We start from the raw sequence: 21,404 nt of genomic DNA on the forward strand, positions 1-21,404 counted from the left end.
GATCCTGCTGCGACATCTCGCACCGCCCAAAAATGGCTCGCGTGTTGTGCGAAAGTGTCGCATGAAATGCGAATCGCCACAAGAGGCCGCAGGTAGCAGCGCCGCCCACCATCCCGTCATCGGCCGACGGTCACGGCGTGGCAAGGGCCGAAGCGCTGGTCCGGCACGTGTTCACGCGCAGGTCACGCGGGCTGTCGGGCACTACGGGCGAGGGGCAGTTCGGGGAGGGGTCGAGTTCGCGGAATCTACAACTCGGCATCGTCGACTTAACATAATGTAGATTATCGGCACTAGGGTGACGTGCGCGGAAGGGGTGAACCCCGTCTGGCCTGCGCGCCGGCGCCCGTTCCGCGGCGCGGCGCCCGGTGTTCCGCCGGTGCCGCAAACTCTCGCCGATGGTCACGATGCGTCGGCGTACACCTCCGATCCGTGAGGCTCGCCCACGGATTCTCAAACTGCGCCCGGACTCGACGGTGTCCGGGCGTGCCCGGCCCCCGGAGCGTGTCGGTCTGCAGCATGCCGACCCGGGCGCTCGGTTTGAGCGTCGGTCTCGCTTGGTGGACGGGCCCGCTCTCCGAGGCCCTCCCCGTGCGCCCGCGAAACGTCACTGTGACGTTTCGGGGATGGTTGGCGGGTCAGCGGGTCGACGCCGTTGCGCCTTCCCAACGGAGTCCGTCGTCCAGGTCCGCCCGATTGGTGGACCAGGCGTCGGCAAAGAAGTTCTGCTTCATGGCCCACGGGTAGGTGTCGGTCGACCGCGGCATGAGGTCCGCTGCTCGTGCAAGGTATCCCGACTGCATGTTGAGCAACGGTCCAGTCGGCCCGAGGTCCGCCGGCGGTGTCGGCACGACGTAGCGCGCGCCCGAGTCGACGAGCCGCCGAAGGATCCGCGCGACGAGCCGCGAGCTCATGTCCGAGCGCATCGTCCACGACAAGTTGATGTATCCCACACAGAACGCGAGGTTCGGGATCCCGCCCAGCATGGCACCCCGGTAGACGACCGTCTCGGCGCTCTCCACCGGGATGCCGTCGAGACTCACCTCGATGCCGCCGAGGAGCTGGAGCTGCAGACCCGTCGCCGTCACCACCACGTCGGCCTCGACAACCCGGCCGTCGGTGAGCCGCAGCCCTTCGGGCACGAAGCGCTCGATGTGTCCGGTGACCATCGTCGCTCCCCCATCGCGCAGGGCGCGGAAGAAGTCGCCCCGCGGCGCGATGCACAGGCGCTGGTCCCACGGGTCGTACGGCGGATCGAAGTGCTCGTCCACCAGCGCCTCGGAGCCGGTCCCGGCGATCGCACCCTTGCGGAGCAGGCCCCGCATGGCCTGGGGAAAACGGCGGCTGACCTGGAACAGTCCCCACTGCAGCGTGGTGTTCTTGGCACGCACGAACCGGTGCGCGGCACCGGCCGGCAGGATCCTCCGGGCGGCGTCGGCCACCACGTCGCGCCGCGGGCGGGACAGGACGTACGACGGCGTGCGCTGCACCATCGTCACCTCGGCGCCCCGCTCGGCCAGCGCGGGCACGAGGGTGATCGCTGTGGCTCCCGAGCCGATCACGGCGATCCGCCGGCCCGCCACCTCGAGATCCTCTGGCCAGAACTGCGGATGCACGAGGGTGCCGGCGAAGTCGTCGGTGCCGGCGAATCCGGGGTCGTACGGCGCCTCGTAGTCGTAGTAGCCGGTGCACATCACGACGAACCGCGCCGAGATCGTGCGCGGCTCGCCGGCGACCGTGCACGACACGGTCCACCGCGCGTCCTCGGACGCCCAGTCGGCCGCGTGGACCATCGTGTCCATCCGCAGGTGGTCGGCGATCCCGTGGGTCCGCACCACCTCCTCCAGGTAGTCGAGGATCTCGTCGCCGTCGACGATCGCGTCCCGGCCGGTCCACGGGTGGAACGGGAACGCGAGGGTGAAGAAGTCCGAGTCCGATCGGATCCCCGGATACCGGAACAGGTCCCAGGTCCCGCCGAGCCGCGAGCGGCCCTCGACCAATGCGTAACTCAGGTCCGGGCACCGTTCCTGAAGCCGGTAGGCGGCGTTGATTCCGGAGATCCCCGCGCCCACGATGAGCACGTCCACGGCGGAATCGTCCGACGGCGAGGGGTGCGAGTCATCCTGCATGATGACCACCATACGGTCGCCCGCGCGTCGGCCGACACCGCTCGAGTAGCGTCATCCAGCGTGCTCCGATGGATGCTGCTCCTGGGCGCCGTCGCCACCGAGGTGACGGCGACGATGTCGCTCAAGGCCGCGCTCGCGCAGCCCGCGTTCTACGCGGCGGTCGCGGTCGGCTACCTCGCCTCGTTCCTGCTGCTGGCCCGGGTCCTGCGGCTCGGGCTACCGCTGGGTGTGGCCTACGGGATCTGGTCGGCGCTCGGTGTCACGACCACGGCCCTGCTCTCGGCGGCGGTGTTCGGCGAGCCGTTCACCCCGGTCATGCTGCTCGGCATGGCGCTCATCGTCGTCGGGGTCCTCGTGGTGGAGCTCGGCTCCGACCGGGCGCGGCGGGCCGGGGCGGGTGTGCGATGACGGCGGCGTGGCTCGCCCTCGCCGGCGCGATCGGAGTCGAGATATGCGCGACGCTCTCGCTCCGGATGGCGGCGCTGGGACGCCGGGCCTTCTACGGCGTCGTGGTGGCCGGTTACGTGACGGCGTTCGTGCTGCTCTCGGTCGCGCTGGCCGGCGGGCTCCCCCTCGGCGTGGCGTACGGGGTCTGGTCGGCCGTCGGCGTGGCGCTCACCGCCCTGGCGAGCCGGGCCCTGTTCGGCGAACCGCTCACCCCGCTGATGGGAGTGGGCATCCTGCTCATCATCGGCGGGGTTCTGCTGGTCGAGGTCGGCGGGGTTCACTGAGCGACGTTCACTGCGCCCGGCGTTCACCGACCCCGGCGCGAGCGATCGGCTGCCGCAGGATGGTCCGCAGCCGCGCCGGGTCGGTCCTCCGCACGTCCGAGAGGTAGATCTCGTGGTGCCGCCCGGTCAGCGCGTACCCCTCGGCGGCGGCGAACTCGTGGAGGCGGGCGATGGTCGGGCCCTCGGCGTCGTAGGGGCCCACGTGCAGCGTCTGCACGCTCGGGCCCTCGGCGTACTCCGCGAACCGCACCCGCTCCCCCGCGCCGGGAGACCTCGTCGTCGTCGCTGTCTCTACGGCCGTTGCGGCGAGCTCGGCGGTGACCCACTCCGGCTGCACGATCATCAGGGTCCACTCCCACGCCGCCTTGTCGCGGGTGTGGAATAGCTCCATGTCCCGCGCCGACCACAGCCCCTCGAGCGGGCCCACGGTGTGCTTGCGCCCCAGCTCCCTGATGCAGGCCTTGCGCACCGCGTACGAGCAGGTGAACAGGGCCTCGACAACGGCGCGGTAGTCGGCGGAGGTGTCGGGGTCGCCGGCGCCGTCGGCCATGAGGTAGCGCAGGGACGGGACGTCGACGACGTCGATGCGCCCCGCCCGCGGCGCGTACAGGTCACGGCGATTCCGTTTGACGTCGTAGTCCTCCATGTCCGGACGATACGACGGCCGGCGGACCGGTGCGGTCCTCTGCCGCCAGATGCAGCCGCGGCCAGTCGGACAGGTCCCGCAGGAGCTGTCGGTCGTGGGTAGCGACGAGTATCGCGCAGGAGGCCGCCCGGATCGCCTCGGTGAGCTCGTCGACGAGCGCCGACGACAGATGGTTGGTCGGCTCGTCCAGGACGAGCAGGTCGGGCCGCTCGGCCAGGCACAGCGCCAGGTGCAGGCGGCGCTGTTGGCCCTGCGACATCCGCCCCACCGGGGTGCGGACCGCCTCCGCGTCGAGCAGCCCCGTCGACGTCAGCCCCGGCGCGGACCCCACGCCGAGACGCCGCGTGTGCTCGGTGTAGACCTCCGACGCGGTGCGTCGATCGTCCCACTCGGGCACCTCCTGGGCGAGGGTGCTGATCCGCGCCTCGGGATGTCGGGTGACGGTACCGGCCGTGGGCTCGAGACGGTCGGCGAGGACCGCAAGCAGGGTGGACTTGCCCGCGCCGTTCTCGCCCGTCACCAACAGGCGGTCCCCGACGTCGATCGCCAGCGATACCGGCACCTCGAGTCGGTCGGCGACCCGCACCCCGACGCAGTCCAGGACCGACCGCCCGGCGGCAGTGCGCCAGGACGGCCACCGCAGGCGCATCGGCGGTTCGGGCACCGTGATGCGGTGGCGCTCCAGCTCCTCGCGTCGGCGGTTGAACGCCTGGACCGCCCCGGCCGCGCGGGTGGCGCGCTGGTGCTTGCCGTGTCCCTTCTCGGGGCGCCAGCCCGACTGCAGGCGCCCCCGGGCGTCCTCGGCGGCCTGCGCCAGCCGCGCCCGCTCGTCCACCTGGGCGGCGTGGTCCTGCTCCCAGCGCAGCCGTTCCCGGCGGCGTCCGTCGAGCCACGAGTCGTACCCGCCGGCGTACAGCCTCGGCCGGCCGTCCTCGCTCGGGTCGAGGTCGCAGAACTCGGCTGCCACGTCCCGCAGGAGCGCGCGGTCGTGGCTCACCACCGCGAACCCGCCGGCCAGGTCCCGTAGCCGGTCGGTGAGGAAGGCCAGCCCGGAGGCGTCGAGGTGGTTGGTGGGCTCGTCCAGCAGCAGCAGGTCGTGGCGGGCGCCGAGGACACAGGCCAGGCGCACGCGGTAGCACTGCCCCACCGAGAGCGAGGCCAGCGGCCGCCCGCGGTCGGTACAGGCGTCGAGGCCGGCGAGCGCGATGTCCACCCGGCGGTCGGCGTCCCAGGCGTCGAGGACGGTGGCGCGGTCGAGGGCTGCGGCGTAGGTGTCGTCGGCTCCCGGCTCGCCGGCGGTGAGCGCCGCGGTGGCCCGGTCGAGATCGGCCAGGGCCGTCGCGGAGTGCCGGACCGCCAGCGCGACCTCGTCGCCGACCGTGCGGCCGGCGTAGGCGTGGAGGTGTTGCTCGACGAGCGCCAGGGTGCCGACCCGGGAGACGGTGCCGGAATCGGGCGGGATCGACCCGGCGAGGATGTGGAGAAGTGTGGTCTTGCCCCGGCCGTTCTCGCCGACGATCGCCAGCCGGGAGGCGGCGGAGACGGTGAGGTCAACGCCCCGGAGGACGGACCTGCTGCCCAGGGTGATGTGGACGCCGGTGGCGCGGATGTGGGCGCGATGGCCCGCGGGGAGATGAGGGTGCTCGTGCACGGTGCTCTCTTCGGCTCGTCATGGAGCCGGGCAGCACGACAGAAGGCCGCCCGGCAGGTCGCCAGGACGGCGCGCAGAGAACTACGGAAGATGTGAAGGTGAACCCTGCCGCCGTCAGCGGCGGGACCAGGGCTTCATGAGAGCGGTACCCGAATACATGCGCTGCATTCTACGCTCCGGCACGGCGCCGGCAGAATCGGCACACTCGAGGCCGTGCGTACCGTTCTCCGCCGCCCGCTCCCACTGCTCCTCGCCGGCGTCCTGCTCTGTGCGGGGTGCACGTCGTCGTCGAGGGGCACCGAGAACCCGGAACCGGCCGGGACGGGACAGGCGGCCGTGTCCCCGGAAGCCCCGGCGCACTCCGCGATGATCGACGGGCTGACCCGCACGTGGTCCGTGTACTCCCCACCCGCCGTGGCCGACGACCCGGCCGCGCCGCTGCTGCTGGTGATGCACGGCACCGGTGACACGGGTCAGGGCATCCGGACCGGGATCGGCCCCGACCTCGAGCGGCTCGCCGACCGGGACGGGTTCCGCGTGGCGTATGTGGACGGCTACGAGAACAATTGGAACGAGTGCCGCGTCGAGGGTGACTGGCCGGCCAAGGAGCAGGGGCTCGACGACGTGGGGTTCATGCGCGCGGTGGTCGCCGAGCTGGGTGCGACCGGACCGGTCCACGCGCTCGGCTTCTCGAGTGGCGGACACATGGCCATGCGCCTCGCACTCGAGGCGCCCGACCTCGTCGACGGCGTCGCGGTGGTGGCCGCCAACCCGCCCGCCCCGGACAACCAGTCGTGCGCGGACGCGGGCGAAGCGGTGCCGGTCATGTTCCTCCAGGCCCGTGAGGACCGGATCAACCCGGTCGACGGCGGCGAGGTGAGCGTGGGGTCGGGTCCGTTCGCCCGGTCGCGCGGCGAGGTGGTCTCGGCCGCCGATGGCGCTCGCTGGTACGCCGAGCGCAACGGGATCGTGGGCCCGGCTCCGAAGGCGGTGCGCGACGGCGATGCCGAGACCACCACGTGGAACGGCGACCACCCGGTGCGGCTCGTCGTGGTGGACCACGCCGGTCACTCGTTCCCCACCCTCTCCGGCCGGTGGGGCCAGGACGGTGGGGCCCGCTACGACGGGCCGGGCGAGATCTGGCGGTACCTCGCTACCGTCAATCATGGTTGACGACTCCTGCTGCGTCAGTGTAGGTTGACGGCGGAGGTGGGCGACATGAGGACCGGGATCAGCAGCGGCGACGAGCCGGACACGCCCGTCGGGCGCCTCGCGGCCATCGCCACGGCCAAGCGCGACCTGGCCCGAGAGGAGGCGGCGGCCGTCCGCCACGCGCGGATCCACGGCATGAGCTGGGCCGAGATCGGTCGCGTCCTCGGCGTGAGCAAGCAGGCGCTGCACAAGCGCTTCGGGAAGGCGAGCTGACGCGGTGGCGGACGCGACCCGGTGGAACCACAACCTCCACTACCACCGTCACGTCCTCGACCGGGTCCCGGCGCACGCACGGTCGGCCCTGGACGTGGGTACGGGGGACGGCCTGCTCGCCGGCGACCTTCGCTCGGTGGTGCCCGAGGTCTCGGCGATCGACCTCGACGAGACGGTCCTCGACCTGGCGCGCCGCTCCCACCACGACGTGTCATGGATCCACGGCGACGTCCTGACGCACGACATCGGGCGTCGGTTCGACGTGGTCGCCTCGATCGCGACGCTGCACCACCTCGGCGACCCGGGTGAGGCGCTCTCGCGGCTCGCCGACCTCACCGCCCCCGGCGGTGTGCTCGTGGTGATCGGGTTGGCCCGGCCGACGACCGTTCGCGACCATCTCCACGGCGTCGTCGGCGCGATCCAGCACCGGTGGTACTCGGCGCGCCGCGGCTACTGGCAGCACTCGGCGCCGGTGGTGGAGGCTCCCCCGCATTCCTACGACGAGGTGAGGGCGACCGCCGCGGCGACCCTGCCGGGCGTCCGATGGCGGCATCTCCCCCTGTGGCGGTATCGCCTGGTGTGGAGCAAGCCATCACGCCCGGTCCGGGCCTAGGCTGGAACCGTCATGGCGGCCTCCACTCTCCCCGAGCACCTCCGCGCCCTCGTCACGCTCGCCCCCGGCCCGTCCCGCATCCGACCCGCGACCAAGGCCGCGCTCACCGTCCTGCTGTGCCTCGGCGTCCCAACGGCTCTCGGCCGACTCGACCTCGGCCTGCTCTGCGTGACCGGCACCTTCGCCGTCCTCTACGCGCCCGAGGCCGCCCTGCGACGCCGGCTCGCGACCGTGGGCACGATCGGCCTCGCGCTGGTCGGGTCCACCGCGCTCGGCGCGTTCACCGCCGCCTCTCCCCCGCTCTTCGCCGCCGCGGCGGTCCTGCTCGCGATGGTGACCGCCGGGCTGTGCCTGGCCCTGCGCGTCGGCCCGCCGGGCTCGTACTTCCTCGTCCTCTGCGCGGGCATCGCCAACTACCTGGCGGGCCACCACGGCACCGCGCCGGGCACGATCGTGGGCATGACGGCGGTCGGCGCCGCCGTGGCGCTCGCGGTGACCCTCGCCGAACTGCTCGCCGACCCGCGCCGGCCGGAGCGCCGGGCCGTCGACGCCGCCGCCCGCGCGGTGGCGGACTACGCGCGCTCGACGCCGGGGCCGGAGGGGCGCCCGCTCCACCGCGCCGCCGCCCAGGCACTCGCCGCCGCGGACGAGGCGGTCGCCGAGGGGATGTGGCGGACCGACCCTGCGATCGCCGCTCGCCTCGCCCGCGCCCACCAGGACTACGACCGCCGTGCCCGCCGCGCGACCGACCACCTGGTCCCGGGGGTGGACCCGGCGTGGGACCCCCGGAACCCCGACGCGGGGCGGTGGATCGACGACGACGAGGCGGGCTCGGACGTCGAGGTGGCGACCGCCGGGGAGGCCCGACGCGCCGGCGAGGCGCTGGCCGTCGACGAGCGCAGGATCATCCGCTCGTGGCGCCGACGACTCACCGACGGCCTGCGCCGGCCGGGCGAGCCGTGGTCCGTCGCCCTCTCGGTGGGCGTCGCGACCACGGCGTCGATCCTCGTGCTCACGGCGGTCGCCGGCGCCGGCCAGACGCACCTGTACTGGGTGATTGCCTTCTCTGCACTCGTCCTGCACCAGGGCGGCCCCCGGGTGGCGCGGACCTACCGGGCGGTCCACCGGCTCGTCGGCACCCTGGCCGGGCTCGGGATCTTCCTGCTCCTGGCCCTGCTCCAGCCTTCGGGCTGGTGGATCGTCGCCGTGGTCGTGGTCTTCCAGTTCGCCATCGAGTTGCTCGTGGCCCGCAACTACGGTCTCGCCGTCACCCTCATCACCCCATTGGCGCTCCTGGTCTCCACCGGCGGGCGGCTCGAGGGCGAGCCGTGGGGGCTCATCGGGGAGCGGCTCCTCGACACGGTCGTCGGCGTCGCCGTCGCCCTGGTCGTGGTGTGGGCGGTCGGGCGCCGCGCCCCGCACCGGGCGGTCCGCGGTGACACCCGCCGCGTCCTGCGCGAGCTCGCCGAGCTCGAGGAAGGGCGACGGCAGAGCCTCACGGAGCCGACCCTCGCCTCGGCCCTGCGCGACCTGCACTCGACCGCCACGCTGCTGGCCGCCGACGGTCACCGCGACTCCCCCGAGGCCCGGACCGCGGAGGCGGTGGTCCACGCCGGGTTCCTCGTCCTGGGCGCCGCCGACCCGCTCGCCGTCGCCGCCTCCCCCGGCGGCTGGCGGAACCTCGCCACCGCTCCCCTGCCGGCCGGATGGCGTCCGGTCCCGGACGACCACCCGGTGGACGTCGCGGTCCGCGAGGCGTGTGCGGCCGTCACGGCGTAATCGTGCGGCGCCACTCCCGCACCGGGGTCGCATCAAGGGTAGGATGAACGGTATGAAAATCAGTGTCAGTCTGAGTGAGGAAGACGTGGCCCTGATCGATCGCTATGCGGGCGAGTCGGGTCTCGGTTCTCGTTCGGCAGTGATCCGCGACGCGCTCAGACGTCTCCGCGATGCTGAACTCGAAGCGGCCTACGAGGACGCGTTCACCGAGTGGGCTGGGTCTGACGACGCCCTTCTCTGGGACGAGACCACGGGAGACGGGCTGGGCGATGAGGCGCGGTGAGATCAGGATCGTCGACTTCGAACCCGCCCGCGGCAGTGAGGCGAATACGCGTCGCCCCGCGGTACTCGTCAGCCGGGATAGGGGCAACGCAACCGCGGACCGCCTTGGCCGCGGAGTCGTGACGGTGGTGCCCGTCACGAGCAACACCGCTACGGTTCATCCCTTTCAGGTCCTGCTCCCGGCGGAGGACACGGGTCTGCGCTCGGATTCCAAGGCGCAGTGTGAGCAGGTCCGCGCGGTGAGCGTCGACCGGATCGGCCCGCGAATCGGTGGCCTCGGTCCAGACCTGGTCTCCGAACTCGACGACGCCCTCCGGCTCCACCTCGACCTCTAGCGTGGGGCGGCCACGTACTCGGCGAGGTGCTCGCCGGTGAGCGTGGACCGGTCCGCGACGAGGTCGGCGGGGGTGCCCTCGAAGATCACGCGGCCGCCGTCGTGGCCCGCGCCGGGGCCCAGGTCGATGATCCAGTCCGCGTGCGCCATGACGGCCTGGTGGTGCTCGATCACGACGACCGACTTCCCGGAGTCCACCAGCCGGTCGAGCATGCCCAGGAGATTGCGGACGTCGGCCAGATGCAGACCCGTGGTGGGCTCGTCCAGGACGTAGACCTCGGCCTTCTCCGCCATCTGCGCCGCCAGCTTGAGGCGCTGCCGCTCGCCGCCGGACAGGGTGGTGAGCGGCTGTCCGAGACGCACGTAGCCCAGCCCGACGTCGCGTAGTCGCGCGAGGATCTTGTGCGCGGCGGGGATCCGGGCCTCGCCCTCGCGGAAGAACTCCTCCGCCTGCGCCACCGACATCGCCAGCACCTCGCCGATGTTCCGCCCGCCCAGTCGGTACTCGAGGACCTCGGCCTGGAAGCGCCGCCCCTCGCAGTCGTCACATGTCGTGGCGACCCCGGCCATCATGGCCAGGTCGGTGTAGATCACCCCGGCGCCCTTACAGGTGGGGCACGCTCCGTCCGAGTTGGGGCTGAACAGCGCGGGCTTGACCCCGTTGGCCTTGGCGAAGGCCTTGCGGACGGGGTCGAGCAGCCCGGTGTACGTGGCGGGGTTGCTGCGGCGTGACCCGCGGATCGCCGACTGGTCGATCGCCACCACCCCCTCGCGCGGCGAGACCGAGCCGTGGACGAGCGAACTCTTGCCCGAGCCGGCCACGCCGGTCACCACGCAGAGCACGCCCAGCGGGATGTCCACGTCCACGTCGCGGACGTTGTGGGCGGTGGCCCCCCGCACCTCGAGGACGCCGGTGCGGGACCGGACGGAGTCCCTGAGCGTGGCCCGGTCGTCGAGGTGGCGGCCGGTGACGGTGTCGCTCTCCCGCAACCCCTGCACGCTGCCCTCGAAGCAGATCTCGCCGCCGTCGGAACCGGCGCCCGGGCCGAGGTCCACCACGTGGTCGGCGATCGCGATGGTCTCCGGCTTGTGCTCCACCACGAGCACCGTGTTGCCCTTGTCTCGCAGGCGCAGCAGCAGGTCGTTCATCCGCTGGATGTCGTGCGGGTGCAGGCCGATCGAGGGTTCGTCGAAGACGTAGGTGACGTCGGTGAGCGCCGAGCCGAGGTGGCGGACCATCTTGACGCGCTGGGATTCGCCGCCGGACAGCGACCCCGCGGGCCGGTCCAGGGAGAGGTAGCCGAGGCCGATCTCGACGAGAGAGTCCAGGAGGTGCTGCAGGCCCGCGACCAGCGGCGCGACCGTCGGCGCGTCCAGGCTCCGCAGCCATTCGGCCATGTCGGTGATCTGCATGGCCGAGACGTCCGCGATGTTGTGCTCCCCGATCCGCGAGGAGCGGGCACCCTCGTTGAGGCGGGTGCCGTCGCAGTCGGGGCACGTGGCAAAGACCACGGCGCGTTCGACGAACGCGCGGATGCTGCATCGCCTCGACGTCCTTGGCGAGCATCGATTTCCGGATCTTGGGGATCAGGCCCTCGAAGGTCACGTTGATGCCGTCGGCCTTGACCTTGACCGGCTCCTTGTGGAGCAGGTCGTGCCACTCCTGCTCCGAGAAGTCGCGGACCGTCTTGTCCATGTCGAAGAACCCGGAGCCGCCGTAGATGCGCCCGTACCAGCCGTCCATCGAGTACCCGGGCACGGTGATGGCGCCCTCGGCGAGCGACTTGTCGCGGTCGACCAGGGCGTCCAGGTCGAAGTCCGAGACGGTTCCGCGGCCCTCGCAGCGCACGCACATGCCGCCGGTGATGGAGAACTCGGCCTTCTCCCGGGTGCCGTCGGCCTTCTTGAGCGTGCCCACCCCGGAGGCCGAGGCCACGTTGAACGAGTACGCCTTGGGCCCGCCCAGGTGCGGCTCGGCGAGGCGGCTGTAGAGGATCCGCAGGAGGGCACCGGCGTCGGTGGCGGTGCCCACGGTGGAGCGGGGATCCGTCCCCATGCGCTCCTGGTCCACGACGATCGCGGTGGTGAGCCCCTCGAGGACGTCGACGTCCGGGCGCGCGAGCGCGGGCATGAACCCCTGGACGAAGGCGCTGTAAGTCTCGTTGATCATGCGCTGTGACTCGGCGGCGATCGTCCCGAACACCAGGGAGCTCTTCCCCGAGCCGGAGACGCCGGTGAACACGGTGAGCCGCCGCTTGGGCAGGTCCACACTCACCTCGCGGAGATTGTTCTCGCGCGCGCCGTGCACGCGGATGACGTCGTGGGTGTCGGCGACGTGCTGGCTCACGGGTGTCTCCTCGGGGCGGGATGACGACGGCACCGGCGGGACGCGGCCCAGGGCAACGGTAGGCGATCGACGCCCGGACCGTCGCCACGTCCGGGTCAACCGCGTGGTTGGCGTTCCATCGCCAGGCGGTGCAGCTCGGCGAACCGCGCGTGCTCGTCGTCGTCCCACCCCTCCCGGTCGGTGGCGGCCGCCCACCCGTCGAGGATCTGCGAGTCGTAGAGGTGACCGAACCCCTGCGAGCCCCCGATGGCGTTCCCGAGGTCGGCGGTGACCTGCCAGAAAGTGACGACCGGAAGGTACAGCATCCCTGGATGGCGGCCCTTGCCCGGCGGTTCCGCCAACCACGCGGGGCGGTCGAAGAGCAGGTCCGGCGTCCACCACACCACCGGATCGGTGGCGTGCTGGACGTACAGCACCCGCGGGTTGATCCACGGGGTGTCGTCGCCCCGGAACTCGGCCGGATCCTCGGCAAAGCGGACCAGCAGGCCGTCGGCGTAGACGGGGTCGGTCACCGGGGTGCCGGGGTCACGTCGTTCGACGAGCGAGTGCCAGATCGAGTTGGAGTTCGGGGGGCCCATCCACAGCACCCCATCGACCGTGGAGCGGATGTCGCGAAGGCCGGAGAACGCGGCCTCCCCCGCCTGGGTTCCCAGACTCTCCCCGTACACGTACAGCTTCGGGCGGGGACCATCCTCGGGTAGCGAATCCCGCCAGTCCGCCACTGCCGCGATGAGCGAAGCGCCAGCGGCCTCCGCCTTCTCGCGGTCGGCGAGGAACGAGATCCAGCTGGGTAGGTAGGAGTACTGGGTGCCGACGATGGCGGTGTCGCCGCCGCCGAGGAGCTCGATCGCCTGGGCCGCATGGGGATTGATCCAACCGGTTCCCGTCGTCGGCGCGATCACCACGGAGTCGCGCTCCCACGCTCGCGTCCGGTCGAGTTCACGGACCACGAGCTGCGAGCGCTCGTCGTCCGTCGGCGCCGACTCCAGTCCCGCATAGGCGCGGATCGGCTCCCGCGCCTTCTCACCGAGGAGTTCCGAGAGTGCGGCGGCGTCGAGCCCGCCGTCGACGAAGCGCCGGCCCTGCATGCCCAGGTCGGCGAAACTGACGACGGAGCCGGGGCCGCCGGACCGCTCGGGGCGCGTGGGCCGGTTGACGCCGTCGTAGCGCTCGTCGTTCTGCACGCTGAAAATCTGGTTGGCCCCTTCGAAGAAGACGCGGGTGACGACGCCGTCGACGATTCCCACCAGGAGCCCGGCCACCACGATCACGCCGGTGAGTTTGGCCGGGTACTCCGGCAGCCGGAGCCGGCGCTGGACGAACCGGCTGATCGACCGCGTGCCCACGCGGATGCCCCGACACACAAGGAGCAGCCCGAGGAAGATCGCTGCGGCAACCCACGGGATCTTCATGTAGTCGCCCCACGGCGGGCGTGGGGAGTGGACGAGGTCGGCCACCTGGTCCTGCCAGCGGACTGCCGTCGCTGTCGCGGTGATGAGGTATACCACGAGGAGATACGGCGCGAAGCCGCGGACCCACCGGAGCACCGTGCCGCCGATCTCGAGCACCGGGTCGGGCAGCGTGATCCGGGGTGCGACGAGACGGGTCCACACGGTCCGCAGCACCACGCCCACCCCGTACCCGGCGAGCATCGAGATGCCGGTGACGAGTCCCTGGTAGTACCAGGCCCGCGGAAGGAACGAGGGCATGAGAGAGGTCCACGCGGCGAGTGCGGCCACGACGAGACCGGTGACGGACAGGCGCCAGCGGTCCCACCAGCCCCGGAGGGTCCGCAGGGCGTTCTCGGCCGTAGGGCTCACCGGAGCCGCTCGGCGCGCCGGGCCGCGGCCACCAGCTCGTCGGACATCCGGGTCAGTTCCGCGGGGTCCTCTCCCTCGGCGATCGCCGTGTGCAGGTCCTCACACGCGCAGCGCAGCTGGAACATCCGGTCCATGAGCTCGGCCGACTCGGACTCGGACAACACGACGGTGCCCTCCGGGAGGTCCCGAGACCGCAGGGCCTGGCGCTGCTCGTACGCGCGCTGGCGGCACGACCGCCGGCAGTACCGTCGCCGCCGGCCGCTCGGGCCCTCGTCCACGGGGCGCCCGCACCACGCGCACGAGGACTCGCCCCGGCGGGGGCGGTCCTGGTCGGTGGAGGGATCGGCGTACACGGTGCTCAGGCTAGACGAGCCACACCCGCGGTTCTGCTCCCGCCGCCCGCGCCGGGCTCGCCGGGGTCGCCGCCCCGCTCTCCGGAGCCCTCCCGCGCACCTATGAAACGTCACAGTGACGTTGCATAGGTGTCGGCAGCCTTCCCGGTGGAGCCCGTCGTGCACCGCCCCGGGGAGGCGGGCGATGCTCGGGCACGGTGGGGTGCGGCGGTTCCTCGCGGGGAACCGATCACCTCAGCCGCCGTGGCGGTAGAGCCGATTCCACAACTCCGCGCGGGAGCACGACCCCGTCTTGCGCAGGATCGACTTGACGTGGTCGCGAACTGTGTGCGTCGAGAGAACCATCCTCTCGGCGATCTCGGTGGTGCTTCGGCCGCTCGACATCTCGGTGAGCACCTGACGCTCGCGGGCGGAGAGACCGAAGGAGGCGACGAGAAGGGGGAGGATATCGGGCGGACGGGACGGTTCGATCGTCAGTACCAATCCGGTGAGCTCGGTGGAGGTGCTCAGTGTGCGATCCCCGCGCAGTGTCAGCCATCGACCCGATCGACCCCGCAACCGGCTGATGGGCGGCGGGGTGTCCTGACCTCCGGTCGCGAGGGCCCGCGCCATGGTGACGACTATCCGGGCCTCACCGGGAATGGAGTCAACGGTCGCCTCCCCTGCCGGTCGCAGCCAGAGGTCGGAAAGGTGGGACGCGGCATTCGTCGTCATCGACAGGAGGTTGCCGTCGGGATCGAAGGTGACCACCCCGACCGGCTCCCTCGGTCCCTGGTCGGTGAACCAGACGGCGCCGACGGTACGGCGCAGCCCGGAGGTGATGTGGGGAACCGCGCGGCGTACCCACTCGAGGTCGTGGTCCGAGAAGTCGGGCTCGTTGCTCGCCCGGACCACGGTCGCCACGCCCAGGCACGCCGATTCGTGGGCGAAGACCACTCTGAGTTCGGGGCCCAGGCCGTTGGGCTGGTAGAGGTCGCGGTACCTGGGGCTCAGGTGCGGGAGTCCCTGGGTCGCCCGGTGCAAGGTCACAGGCCCCGAAGGCGATCGGTGGAGTCGGGAGATGGTGTTGAAGTCGTCCACGAGGTACTCGTTCTCCACCAGCTGCCGGGCGATCTGCCGGGGCAGCCCGTCGACGACCGACCCGGTGCCGAACGCGGTGCTGTCCGGATCGGTGGCCCCGAGCGCCAGAAACGACGGGCCCAGTGCCGCAGTGAAGGCACGACGCACCCCGTCGATCAGCTCGGCGGTGCCGACCGCATCGGCACAGGACTCGCGGAGCAGGGCTTCCGCCTGCTCAAGGCGCCGGGCATTGTCGTGCCCGGCTGGACTCGATACCGACACCGCTACCTCCCGGGCTCCCCCACATCGACTGTGGCGGTGTGGTGCTCGTCAAGAGACTAGATGAGTAATGCATTATCCCTCGGGTGAGGGGGTTCAGCCACGGAAAAGGCGCTTGCGTTGGGGATTAATTTCGACAGGACCGCGGGTTAGGCTGAGCCGCGACCAGGAGGGGTGGCTCGTCACCGGCTCCGCAACAGCGAGATTCGAAAGGGATCGTCAATGAACCACCCCCAGCCCGGCGCCGGTGGCGAGGAGGACCTTCTGAGGCAGTGCCAGGGTGAGGTCGTATGGCCCGGCGACGAGAGATATGCGGCGGTGTGCGCGGGCTGGAACCTGTGTTGGACGCAGTCGCCGGCGGTCGCAGTCCGGCCCCTTGTGGAGGACGACGTCGTGCACGCCGTCCGGTACGCCGCCGCGCACGGTCTTGCGGTCGCGGTTCAGGCCACCGGGCACGGGGTGGTCGTGCCCTCCGACGAGCGGGCGCTGCTGCTGGCGATGGACGGACTCGACAGCTTCTCGATCGATGCCGAGCGGCGGGAGGTGACCGTCGGGGGCGGGGCAAAATGGGCAGCGGTCCTCGAGGCCGCTCACGGCTCGGGGCTCGCGCCGTTGATCGGGTCGACCCCGCATGTCGGCGCCGTCGGCTACTCCCTCGGCGGCGGGTTCGGGTGGCTCGGTCGGGGGCACGGACTGGCGGTGGACGCGGTCCGCTCACTGCGGGTCGTCCTGGCGGACGGCACGGCGGTCACCACCTCACCGGAGAACGAGCCCGACCTGTTCTGGGCGCTGTGTGGCACCTCCGGCAGCGCCCTCGGCGTGGTGGTCGAGATGACCGCCGCCCTCGCCCCGGTGTCAGAGGTCTACGGAGGAAACCTGTTCTATCCCCTCGACTCCGCCCGTGAGGTGTTCGAGCGGTACCGCGAGTGGGCGGCCGACGCGCCCGACGAGCTCACCACCGCGTTCAACATCACGAACTTCCCGCCGCTCGAGGAGATTCCGGAACCCCTGCGGGGCCAGGCGTTCGTGATCGTGCGGGGTTGTTACTCGGGGCCGGATCCGGACGAGGGGCGCCGGCTGATCGACGAGTGGCGCAACTGGCGTGCACCCCTCATGGACATGTGGACCACGATGCCGTTCATGGCGTCGGCGCAGATCTCCATGGATCCGGTGGATCCCGCACCGGGGCGTGCGAGCGGACGGTGGATCACGGGGCTCGACGAGGTGGTCCTGACCTCGATGCTCGAGGCCGTGGGCGGCGGTGACGGCCCGTCCCCGATGCTGCTCGCCGAGGCACGGCATGCCGGCGGCGCGATGAGCCGGCCGAACCCGGCGATGAGCTTCGCGGCGAGGGACGCCGGGTTCGCTCTGGAGTTCGCGGGGATGGTCGCCTTCCCGGGCGCCGAGGTGGAACTGGAGCGACGGATCACGCAGGCGTGGGGCCGCTTGGGCCCGGTCCTGGCTCCGGTGCCCGGCTTCCTCAACTTCAACGAGGGTCCGGAGAAGGTTCTCGTGACGGCGCAGTCGTTCGACGCCGACACGATGGAGCGCCTCACCCGCGTCAAGCACCACTACGATCCGGAGAACCTCTTCCGCTACGGCGTCCCCCTCGGCAGCGCGGGGTAGGTCCGGGATCCACCACGCGACCGGATCGGCGGCGACAGTGCCGCCGGCGTTCCCACGACAGGCGCGGTCGCCGCAGGGGCCGAGGTCATCGAAGGCGCTCGGCGCGGCGCGCGAGGGAGACCAGCTCGTCGGACATCGCCCGGAGCTCGGCCGCCCCGGCCCCCTCGGCGATCGCCGTGTGCAGGTCCTCACACGCGCAGCGCAGCTGGAACATCCGGTCCATGAGCTCGGCCGACTCGGACTCGGACAACACGACGGTGCCCTCCGGGAGGTCCCGAGACCGCAGGGCCTGGCGCTGCTCGTACGCGCGCTGGCGGCACGACCGCCGGCAGTACCGTCGCCGCCGGCCGCTCGGGCCCTCGTCCACGGGGCGCCCGCACCACGCGCACGAGGACTCGCCCCGGCGGGGGCGGTCCTGGTCGGTGGAGGGATCGGCGTACACGGTGCTCAGGCTAGACGAGCCACACCCGCGGTTCTGCTCCCGCCGCCCGCGTGGGAACATTTCGGGGACACCGCGGCGTTACCACTACTGACACCACGGACCGGACCCCGCCTCACCACCGGCGCGCGGGTCTCCACGACCAGGGAGAAGGAGTTCGTATGGCAGATCGAGTCCTCAGGGGTAGCCGGCTCGGCGCGGTGAGCTACGAGACCGACCGGGACCACGACCTCGCGCCCCGTCGTATGGCCCGCTATCAGACCGAGAACGGCGAGGTCTACGAGGTCCCGTTCGCGGACGACGCGGAGATCCCCGGCACCTGGATCTGCAAGAACGGCCAGGAGGGCCAGCTCATCGACGGCCCCGCGGTCGAAGCCAAGAAGGTCAAGCCCCCGCGCACCCACTGGGACATGCTGCTCGAGCGCCGCTCGCTCGAGGAGCTAGAGGAGCTTCTCAAGGAGCGCATGGACCTGCTCAAGAAGCGGCGGCGCGCCGGCTCGCGCTGAACCCGCTCCCCCTGAACGACGACGCCCCGGCCCCTCACGGAGAGACCGGGGCGTCTCGGCTGTCCGGCGGGCCGCGCCGTGCTTGGGGCCCGTCCGGGGCTCAGCGCCCGACGAGCGACCGGAGCTGCCGGCGCCGCTTCTCCCAGCCCCAGCGGGCCACGTTGACGGCGGCCTCGCGGAAGATCGACTCGCTCATCTTGGACTGGCCCACGGTGCGCTCGGTAAAGGTGATGGGCACCTCGACCACCGTGCGGCCGACGCCGAGTAGACGCCACGTCATGTCGATCTGGAAGCAGTAGCCCTTGGACTCGATGGAGTCCAGATCCATCTCCGCGATGGCGTCGGCCCGGTAGGCCCGGAACCCGGCGGTGATGTCCTTGATGCCCACGCCCAGCATGATCCGGGAGTAGACGTTGCCGCCGCGCGAGATCACATGCCGCTGCCAGGGCCAGTTGACGACGCTGCCGCCGGGGACGTACCGGGAGCCGATCGCCAGGTCGGCGCCGGCGTCGACGGCCGCGAGCATCGCGGGCAACCGCTCCGGCGGGTGACTGCCGTCGGCGTCCATCTCCACGAGCACCGTGTAGCCACGCTCCAGGCCCCAGCGGAAGCCGGCGATGTAGGCGGCGCCGAGCCCCTCCTTGCCCGCGCGGTGCAGCACGGAGATGCGCCCGCGGGTGTCCTCGGCGGCGAGCCGGTCGGCGACCTCCCCCGTGCCGTCCGGGCTGTTGTCGTCGGCGATGAGTACCGAGACGTCCGGGGCCGCGGCGAGTAGGCGCTCCACGACCGACGGGAGGTTCTCGCGCTCGTCGTAGGTCGGGATGACGACCAACGTGCGGGCTGACGGAGCCCCCGGGCCCGGGGCGGGCGTCGGGTGGGGATCGGTCACTTAGGTCTCCTCGGTGTGGTTCGCGGGCAGCGGCCGGCGGATCAGCGCCCAGGCGAGCCCGGCCAGGCCGATGAGGCCCACCAGGGTCTGCGGGATGCCGCCCAGACGGGTTGCCATGGTACCGGCCGACCCCACCTCTACCGTGGCGGAGAGGACGGCGGGTTCGAAGATGTCGGTCTCCTGCAGCACCGCGCCGTCCGGTGCCACCACGGCGCTCACGCCGCTCGTGGCGGCGATGAGGACCGGCACCCGGTGCTCCACGGCCCGGACCCGCGACATGGCGAGCTGCTGGTAGGTCATGGGCGAACGTCCGAAGGTGGCGTTGTTGGTGGGCACGGTGAGGATCTGCGCGCCCTCGGCGACAGGGGTGCGGGCGGCCGTGTCGAAGGCCACCTCGAAGCAGATCGCCGCCCCCAGGTCCACCCCGGCCGCGCGGACGTGCCCTGTCGTGTTGCCGGGGACGAAGTGCCCCGCCGACTCGGCGATCGGGAACAGGGCCTCGAAGAGCCCCCGCCACGGTAGCCACTCTCCGAACGGCTGGATGTAGTGCTTGTCGTGCCGGTCCACCACGCCGTCGTCGCCGTCCCACACCAGGACGGTGTTGGTGGCCTCGGGGCCGGAGCCGACGGGCAGGACGGTCCCCACGAGGATCGGGGCCGACAGGCGCTCGGACAGCGCGCCGATCTGCGTGCCGGCCCGGCGATCGTCCAGCGGCGAGATGTCGGAGGCGTTCTCGGGCCAGATCACCAGGTCCGGGCGGGGCGCCGTGCCGGCGTCGACCCGGTCGGCCAGCTCGGCGGTCACCCCGAGGTGGTTTTCCAGGACAGCGCGGCGCTGGGCCTGGAAGTCCAGGCCCAGCCGGGGCACGTTGCCCTGGACGACGGCCACCTCGACCGCCTCCGTTTCCCGCTCGGCCGCAGACGTGAGCGTCCCCGCGAGCGCGAACCCCGCCGTCACCACCGGGACCACTGCCAGGGCGCCCACGGCTCGCCCGGAGAGTTCGTGGCGGACGGCGAGCAGCAGCCCCACCGCGAGGGCGGAGCCGAGCGCGGCCACGGCGAACCCGAGCAGCGGGGAGCCGCCGAGGGCGGCGATCGGCAGCAGCGGGCCGTCCGCCTGGCCGAAGGCGAGTCGGCCCCACGGGAATCCGCCCCAGGGCCACGACGAGCGGATCCACTCCCACAGCGACCACCAGCCGGTCACCCCGAGCACGCCGGCCAGGGCTCGCCGGCCGACCCCCGGGCCGGGGTGCAGGGCGGTCCGGAGGATCACCGCCGCGCCTGCGCCGAACCCGGCCAGGTACAGCGCCTCGACCGCGGACAGACCCCAGGCGGCGTAGGCGCCCACGTACAAGCCGACCCACGGGACGAGGAGTAGGAAAAAAGTGAGGCCGGCGACGAAGCCGAGGAGGGCGCCGGTCCGTGCGCGGGGCCGACGCCCGAGGTCGCGGCCGCCCCGGCGGACCGGCGCCAGCACCACCACGAGCAGGGCGACCGCCGGAAACGCCGCCCACCACAGGCCCACGGGCGGGAACGAGGCGGCGAGTAGGGCGCCCGCGGCGGCGGCGCCGAGCGCGCGGACGAGCAGTGCCGTCACCGGTCGGCGTTCCCGGGGTGGCCGTCCACCACGAGGTCCCGGAGCACCGGGTCGGGCCCGGCCAGGTCGGGCATGGGCGGCACGCCGGAGCGGGGATCGGTGGACCAGCGCTGCACGGCGTCGTCGGCGGCAGCCACCACGAGCTCGCCGGTCTCCCACCGAACGTAGGTGGCCGGCGCGCCCACGGCGAGGGTGCTCGCGGCGCCGTCCCGGGCGCCGGCGGCGCGACGGGCACCGCGGGTCGTGGCGGTGAACGCGGCGCGGGGCGAGAGGCCGCGGCCGCGGTCGACCGTGGTGAGCGCCCGCAGCGCGTCCCACGGGCGCACCTCGTCGCCTGCCCGCACCGACGCCGCGAGCGCCGCCCCTGAGCCGGCGAGCCGCACGAGGTCGGTCCCGGCCAGGTCGTCGACGAGCGGGCGCAGCAGGATCACCGCACCGACGGCCGCGAGCGCGGCGAGCCCCGCGTCGTCGAGGTCCGGTGCGCCGACGAGGGTGGGGGTACACCGGGCCACGGCCGGCCCTCCGAGTTCGGTGGCCAGATCGGTGAGCGCGGCCGCCACCCCGGCCGGGTCGGCGCCGGCGTCCACCACCACCCGCTCCCCCGCGCGGACGCGGTCGGCCACGGTCCCGGTGGCGTGCGGCGCGGGCAGGCCGGCGGGCACCACGCCGCGCGCGGCCGCGGCCCCGATGTCGAGCCCATCGGACAGGCATTCCACGAACGCCGGCGCGACCCAGTCCCCGGCCAGGTCCACGTGCTCGGCGTCGGGGAACAGGGCCGGGGCCGGGGCGTCGGCACCCGCCCAGACCACCAGGCCGCCGTCGTGGGCGAGTGCGGTGGCGTCGCGGGAGGAGGGGGTGAGGATGCGGCCCCCGGTGGCCAGCGTTGCGGTCATGGCCGCGATT

The 21,404-nt window shown here is 72.3% G+C and carries 20 protein-coding genes and 1 pseudogene; 10 read left to right on the plus strand and 11 right to left on the minus strand.

The annotated features are described in order from the left end of the window. Positions 1-635: 635 nt before the first annotated feature. Complete coding sequence (locus ACH0BZ_RS02375) at positions 636-2,126, minus strand: flavin-containing monooxygenase (RefSeq protein ID WP_406896347.1); 1,491 nt, start codon at positions 2,124-2,126, stop codon at positions 636-638. A gap of 60 nt (positions 2,127-2,186) precedes the next feature. Between ACH0BZ_RS02375 and ACH0BZ_RS02380 the strand changes: the two genes are divergently transcribed. Both ACH0BZ_RS02380 and ACH0BZ_RS02385 read left to right on the plus strand, forming a co-directional pair. Next, positions 2,187-2,534, plus strand: coding sequence for a DMT family transporter (locus ACH0BZ_RS02380; RefSeq protein ID WP_406896348.1), 348 nt, complete (start codon positions 2,187-2,189; stop codon positions 2,532-2,534). Next, complete coding sequence (locus tag ACH0BZ_RS02385; RefSeq protein ID WP_406896349.1) at positions 2,531-2,857, plus strand: DMT family transporter; 327 nt, start codon at positions 2,531-2,533, stop codon at positions 2,855-2,857. The genes ACH0BZ_RS02380 and ACH0BZ_RS02385 overlap by 4 nt, the downstream gene beginning before the upstream one ends. Before the next feature lie 7 nt (positions 2,858-2,864). Here the strand turns inward: ACH0BZ_RS02385 and ACH0BZ_RS02390 are convergent, their stop codons facing one another. Next, positions 2,865-3,503: a GyrI-like domain-containing protein gene (locus ACH0BZ_RS02390; RefSeq protein WP_406896351.1), complete on the minus strand. Its 639-nt coding sequence runs from the start codon at positions 3,501-3,503 to the stop codon at positions 2,865-2,867. Beyond that, a complete protein-coding gene (locus tag ACH0BZ_RS02395) occupies positions 3,469-5,154 on the minus strand; it encodes an ABC-F family ATP-binding cassette domain-containing protein (RefSeq protein ID WP_406896352.1) in 1,686 nt (561 codons plus the stop codon). Before ACH0BZ_RS02395 ends, ACH0BZ_RS02390 begins: the two co-directional genes overlap by 35 nt. A gap of 213 nt (positions 5,155-5,367) precedes the next feature. Here ACH0BZ_RS02395 and ACH0BZ_RS02400 point away from each other — a divergent pair, with 213 nt between their 5' ends. From ACH0BZ_RS02400 to ACH0BZ_RS02425, 6 genes are read left to right on the plus strand one after another with little or no spacing between them, the layout of a single operon-like run. Next, positions 5,368-6,327: an alpha/beta hydrolase family esterase gene (locus tag ACH0BZ_RS02400; RefSeq protein WP_406896353.1), complete on the plus strand. Its 960-nt coding sequence runs from the start codon at positions 5,368-5,370 to the stop codon at positions 6,325-6,327. 45 nt (positions 6,328-6,372) lie between these two features. After that, positions 6,373-6,579 (plus strand): sigma factor-like helix-turn-helix DNA-binding protein, encoded by a 207-nt coding sequence (locus ACH0BZ_RS02405; RefSeq protein ID WP_406896354.1) that lies wholly within the window; start codon positions 6,373-6,375, stop codon positions 6,577-6,579. A gap of 4 nt (positions 6,580-6,583) precedes the next feature. Then, positions 6,584-7,192, plus strand: coding sequence for a class I SAM-dependent methyltransferase (locus tag ACH0BZ_RS02410; protein ID WP_406896356.1), 609 nt, complete (start codon positions 6,584-6,586; stop codon positions 7,190-7,192). Positions 7,193-7,204: 12 nt separating this feature from the next. Then, complete coding sequence (locus ACH0BZ_RS02415) at positions 7,205-8,971, plus strand: FUSC family protein (protein WP_406896357.1); 1,767 nt, start codon at positions 7,205-7,207, stop codon at positions 8,969-8,971. Between the two features lie 52 nt (positions 8,972-9,023). Further along, positions 9,024-9,254: a ribbon-helix-helix domain-containing protein gene (locus ACH0BZ_RS02420; RefSeq protein ID WP_406896358.1), complete on the plus strand. Its 231-nt coding sequence runs from the start codon at positions 9,024-9,026 to the stop codon at positions 9,252-9,254. Beyond that, complete coding sequence (locus ACH0BZ_RS02425; RefSeq protein ID WP_406896359.1) at positions 9,241-9,588, plus strand: type II toxin-antitoxin system PemK/MazF family toxin; 348 nt, start codon at positions 9,241-9,243, stop codon at positions 9,586-9,588. Before ACH0BZ_RS02420 ends, ACH0BZ_RS02425 begins: the two co-directional genes overlap by 14 nt. Here ACH0BZ_RS02425 and ACH0BZ_RS02430 read toward each other — a convergent pair. The 4 genes and pseudogenes from ACH0BZ_RS02430 to ACH0BZ_RS02445 form a co-directional block, all read right to left on the minus strand. Then, a pseudogene (locus ACH0BZ_RS02430) lies at positions 9,585-11,934 on the minus strand (ATP-binding cassette domain-containing protein). The gene ACH0BZ_RS02425 and the pseudogene ACH0BZ_RS02430 sit on opposite strands and share 4 nt — an antisense overlap. A gap of 95 nt (positions 11,935-12,029) precedes the next feature. Beyond that, positions 12,030-13,754 (minus strand): alpha/beta hydrolase, encoded by a 1,725-nt coding sequence (locus ACH0BZ_RS02435; RefSeq protein WP_406896361.1) that lies wholly within the window; start codon positions 13,752-13,754, stop codon positions 12,030-12,032. Then, a complete protein-coding gene (locus ACH0BZ_RS02440; protein ID WP_406896362.1) occupies positions 13,751-14,107 on the minus strand; it encodes a hypothetical protein in 357 nt (118 codons plus the stop codon). The genes ACH0BZ_RS02435 and ACH0BZ_RS02440 overlap by 4 nt, the downstream gene beginning before the upstream one ends. A gap of 234 nt (positions 14,108-14,341) precedes the next feature. After that, positions 14,342-15,448 (minus strand): response regulator transcription factor, encoded by a 1,107-nt coding sequence (locus ACH0BZ_RS02445; RefSeq protein ID WP_406896363.1) that lies wholly within the window; start codon positions 15,446-15,448, stop codon positions 14,342-14,344. A 219-nt stretch (positions 15,449-15,667) separates the two neighbouring features. Between ACH0BZ_RS02445 and ACH0BZ_RS02450 the strand changes: the two genes are divergently transcribed. Continuing rightward, positions 15,668-17,071: an FAD-binding oxidoreductase gene (locus tag ACH0BZ_RS02450; protein WP_406896364.1), complete on the plus strand. Its 1,404-nt coding sequence runs from the start codon at positions 15,668-15,670 to the stop codon at positions 17,069-17,071. 85 nt (positions 17,072-17,156) lie between these two features. Here the strand turns inward: ACH0BZ_RS02450 and ACH0BZ_RS02455 are convergent, their stop codons facing one another. Continuing rightward, positions 17,157-17,522 (minus strand): hypothetical protein, encoded by a 366-nt coding sequence (locus ACH0BZ_RS02455; RefSeq protein ID WP_406896771.1) that lies wholly within the window; start codon positions 17,520-17,522, stop codon positions 17,157-17,159. A gap of 149 nt (positions 17,523-17,671) precedes the next feature. Here ACH0BZ_RS02455 and ACH0BZ_RS02460 point away from each other — a divergent pair, with 149 nt between their 5' ends. Then, the gene (locus ACH0BZ_RS02460) at positions 17,672-18,016 is read left to right on the plus strand and encodes an RNA polymerase-binding protein RbpA (protein ID WP_406896365.1); all 345 of its coding nucleotides are present in this window, start codon (positions 17,672-17,674) and stop codon (positions 18,014-18,016) included. 100 nt (positions 18,017-18,116) lie between these two features. On the opposite strand, the gene ACH0BZ_RS02465 is transcribed toward ACH0BZ_RS02460, so the two are convergent. From ACH0BZ_RS02465 to ACH0BZ_RS02475, 3 genes are read right to left on the minus strand one after another with little or no spacing between them, the layout of a single operon-like run. Next, positions 18,117-18,905 carry a polyprenol monophosphomannose synthase gene (locus tag ACH0BZ_RS02465; RefSeq protein WP_406896366.1) on the minus strand — a complete coding sequence of 263 codons (789 nt, stop codon included), beginning with the start codon at positions 18,903-18,905 and terminating at the stop codon, positions 18,117-18,119. Next, complete coding sequence (gene lnt / locus ACH0BZ_RS02470) at positions 18,906-20,501, minus strand: apolipoprotein N-acyltransferase (RefSeq protein WP_406896367.1); 1,596 nt, start codon at positions 20,499-20,501, stop codon at positions 18,906-18,908. After that, complete coding sequence (locus ACH0BZ_RS02475) at positions 20,498-21,394, minus strand: amidohydrolase (RefSeq protein WP_406896368.1); 897 nt, start codon at positions 21,392-21,394, stop codon at positions 20,498-20,500. The genes lnt and ACH0BZ_RS02475 overlap by 4 nt, the downstream gene beginning before the upstream one ends. Positions 21,395-21,404: the final 10 nt, after the last annotated feature.

Origin of the sequence: Dietzia sp. 179-F 9C3 NHS (assembly GCF_045369825.1) — a bacterium.
In the GTDB taxonomy this organism is placed as follows: Bacteria; Actinomycetota; Actinomycetes; order Mycobacteriales; family Mycobacteriaceae; genus Dietzia.

Coding starts and splice junctions, on each gene's coding strand:
- ACH0BZ_RS02375 (WP_406896347.1), bottom strand. CDS start 2,126: ATGCAGGATGACTCGCACCCCTCGCCGTCGGACGATTCCGCCGTGGAC.
- ACH0BZ_RS02385 (WP_406896349.1), top strand. CDS start 2,531: ATGACGGCGGCGTGGCTCGCCCTCGCCGGCGCGATCGGAGTCGAGATA.
- ACH0BZ_RS02390 (WP_406896351.1), bottom strand. CDS start 3,503: ATGGAGGACTACGACGTCAAACGGAATCGCCGTGACCTGTACGCGCCG.
- ACH0BZ_RS02405 (WP_406896354.1), top strand. CDS start 6,373: ATGAGGACCGGGATCAGCAGCGGCGACGAGCCGGACACGCCCGTCGGG.
- ACH0BZ_RS02415 (WP_406896357.1), top strand. CDS start 7,205: ATGGCGGCCTCCACTCTCCCCGAGCACCTCCGCGCCCTCGTCACGCTC.
- ACH0BZ_RS02420 (WP_406896358.1), top strand. CDS start 9,024: ATGAAAATCAGTGTCAGTCTGAGTGAGGAAGACGTGGCCCTGATCGAT.
- ACH0BZ_RS02425 (WP_406896359.1), top strand. CDS start 9,241: ATGAGGCGCGGTGAGATCAGGATCGTCGACTTCGAACCCGCCCGCGGC.
- ACH0BZ_RS02450 (WP_406896364.1), top strand. CDS start 15,668: ATGAACCACCCCCAGCCCGGCGCCGGTGGCGAGGAGGACCTTCTGAGG.
- ACH0BZ_RS02460 (WP_406896365.1), top strand. CDS start 17,672: ATGGCAGATCGAGTCCTCAGGGGTAGCCGGCTCGGCGCGGTGAGCTAC.
- ACH0BZ_RS02475 (WP_406896368.1), bottom strand. CDS start 21,394: ATGACCGCAACGCTGGCCACCGGGGGCCGCATCCTCACCCCCTCCTCC.